This is a genomic window from Nocardioides sp., assembly GCF_031422975.1.
Taxonomy (GTDB): Bacteria; Actinomycetota; Actinomycetes; order Propionibacteriales; family Nocardioidaceae; genus Nocardioides.
Genome location: NZ_JANPEO010000039.1, coordinates 1 through 3,206 on the forward strand (window position 1 = coordinate 1; position 3,206 = coordinate 3,206).

A 3,206-nucleotide genomic window follows, 5' to 3' on the forward strand; every position below is an offset into this window, starting at 1 on the left:
ATCACGGGCAGCTACCGGCCCGGCTCCTTCGCGCTCAACTACCGTTCCGAGCCGTTCCGCAACAGGCTGCTGGCGTTCCCGAAGGAGAAGGCGCACGCCTACAGCTCCTTCACCTTCGGCGAGCCGGCCACGCCGATCATGCGCGGCTACCTGGGCGACCCGACCAAGATCCGCCTGGTCCACGCCGGAGCCGAGAAGTTCCACGTCTACCACCTGCACGGTGGCGGGGACCGGTGGCGCTTCAACCCGGTGGCCGACTCGACGTTCAACTATGCCGACACGGGCCTCAAGAAGGATCCCGAGACCACGGAATCGCCCTCCCAGCGCCTGGACTCCCAGTCGATCGGCCCCGGTGAGTCCTACAACCTCGAGATCGAGGGCGGCGCCGGTGGCGTGCAGCAGTCCGCCGGCGACTTCCTGTTCCACTGCCACATCGCCAAGCACTACACCTCCGGCATGTGGGGACTGTGGCGTGCCTACGACACGCGGCAGCCCGACCTGGTGCCGCTCGGTGACCGGGCAGCTCCGCCCGACGCGGTCGACTCCCGCGGGCTCCTCGGCACCACCATCAACGGCACCCAGATCACCCAGGACAACATCGACGCCTGGGTGCGGGCGCAGCTCCCGCCCGCGGGGGTGCCCCGCAACGCGCAGGATGCCACCCGGTGGGACTGGAAGGTCGCCGGAACGTCGGCTGCGCCCCTGTACCTCGGAGCGCCGGCCGACCCCACAGTGTTCCCGGACTCGCCATCGGTGCTGCAGGGCCAACCCAACCTCCTGGCCGTGGACGCCGGGCGAGTGGTCGGCAACCGGCCGGCGATCCTGTTCAACCCGGTGAACGGCCGCCCCGCCTACCCGATGCTCCGGACCAAGATCGGGAAGCGACCACCCTTCACCGCGGCCGGTCACACCGGCAGTCCGTGGCTGGGTGCCAGCGCCGATGCTCCAGAGTCCCGCGCGACCGATCCATGGTCCCGACGCAACGACGGGCTGTGCCCCCAAGGACGCAAGGTGCGCACCTTCAACGTGGTCGCGATCGGCAAGCCGATCCGCCGTACCCCTGCGTTCGTGGACCCGGTGGGCAAGATCTTCGTGCTGGCCCACGACAAGGCTGCGACCCTCGCGGATCCCACCAAGGGCGAACCGCTGGCGATCAGGTCCAACCAGGGGGACTGCGTCTCCATCACGCTCACCAACGAGATCCCGGACGCGTCAGCCTTCGACAAGTTCTCGAAGACCAGCATGCACATCCACCACGTGCAGTTCGACGTGCAGGGCTCGGACGGGGTCAGTGCCGGCTTCGCCTACGAGCACTCGGTCCGGCCCTACAAGACCAACGACCCCACGCTGCTCGCCGGCGCACGCAAGGGCGACACTGTCCTCCGACTCTCTGACGTGTCCAAGTTCCTCGGCAGCGATGCCAACGGACAACCCGTCCGCTCCTGGCTGGCCGTGGGCGAGGGTCTGGAGTCCATCGAGATCCGCCAGGTGCAGTCGGTGGACCCCGTCGCCCGCACCGTGACGCTGGCGAGCGGCCTCGACGCAGACCACGACGTGGGCGAGTTCGCGGGCACCGAGTTCATCAAGTACAACTGGTATCCCGACGTCGTGCTCGACAACGTCTTCTGGCACGACCACGTCGACGGCATCCACGGTTGGGGACACGGACTCGTCGGTCAGCTCATCGTCGAGCCGGCAGGTTCGACGTATCACGACCCGGTCACCGGTGACGAGGTCGACTCGGGCACCCTGGTCGACATCCACACCTCGTCGACGTTGTCCCCAGGCATGGTCGAGGGCAGCTTCCGCGAGCTCGCACTGTGGACGATCAACGACAACGACAAGGCCGACTACTCCACGCTCAACCTCCGAGCCAACCCACTGGCAGCGCGTCTCGACAAGGCCAACCAGTTCAGCTCGTGGAAGTACGGCGACCCGATCACCCCACTGCCCCGACTCTACCCGAACGATCCGCTGGTGGTCCGCACCATCAGCGTCTCCCCGACCGTCGACACGTTGCACCTCCAGGGCGCCCGGACGCTGCTGGAGCCGCGCTACACGCATCCCGACGCCTCGGGCAACCCCGTGCCCGAGGGCACCCTGATCGACACCGTGCACGCCGGGATCAGTGAGAAGTTCACGCTCGTCTTCAACGGGGACGGCCCGGTGCTGCGCATGCGGCCCGGTGACTACCTCTACGCCAACGGGACCCAGTTGCGCACGCAGCAGGGCGCCTGGGGCATCGTGCGGATCCTGCCCGGTCGGGTGCCGGACCTCCGTCCCCTGCCTGGAGTCAGCACGCCGTCGGAGACCTACGCGCAACCCACGATGACCGGCGGTGCCCCACCGGCTGCGTCCTCGCCCGGCGAACCCTGCCCGTCCGGTGCGCCGACGCGCAGGTTCGACGTCAGCGCTCTCGACCGGTCCGGCACCTTCAGCGGTGCTCGCACGGCCTTCGTCCCGAACCAGGACGTCGCGGCCATCAAGAACCGCACCAAGGAGATGACGCCACTGGTGCTGCATGTCGTGGCCGGTGAGTGCGTGACCGTGAACGTGACCAACCTGCTGACCTCACCGGTCAGCTTCTCGGTGGGAAAGCTCGACCGTGAGGCCGGCTCGGGCGGAGTCAACATCGGGTTCGCACCCGAGCAGAACATCGCGCCGAACGCCACCCGCCGTCACGTCTATTACGTCCCGAGCGACCGCATCGGCACGGCTGCGATCGCTGACCTCGCGGGTGCAGCCACACTGAAGCAGGGTTTGTACGGCGCAGTCGTGGTCGCGCCGGCCTCGCTGGTGTCCGGCGTGCCCACGGAGTTCAGTGACCCGATCACCGGGGAGGCCCGTGACATCGGCGCCCAGGTGCTGGTCCACGCCCCGGGCAACACTCCCGCGGACTACCGGGACTTCACCGTGAGGGTGGCTGACGACGACACCGCGATCGGGCAGGACTTCATGCCCTATCCGACCGACGCCCGGGCCGGACGGTCGCTGGTGAACTACCAGGCGGCCCCCGCCGGCGACGGCCCGACCGCCTTCCAGAACCCCGGGAAGGTTCCTTGGCTCAAGGCGTACGCCGGCGACCCCATGCTCGTGCACGTGCTGGTCTCGCCCGGGAGCGAGAACGCCCATGTCTTCGGGTTGGGCGGGCTCACCTGGCCCCGCGACCGGTTCCTGGAGATGTCGAACCTCACCTCCACGCAGGG

The 3,206-nt window shown here is 68.5% G+C and carries 1 protein-coding gene; it reads left to right on the forward strand.

Annotated elements, in window-relative coordinates; genetic code table 11:
- On the forward strand, positions 1–3,206 hold a 3,206-nt coding region (locus RMO85_RS01360), incomplete at both ends, for a multicopper oxidase domain-containing protein (RefSeq protein ID WP_310525976.1).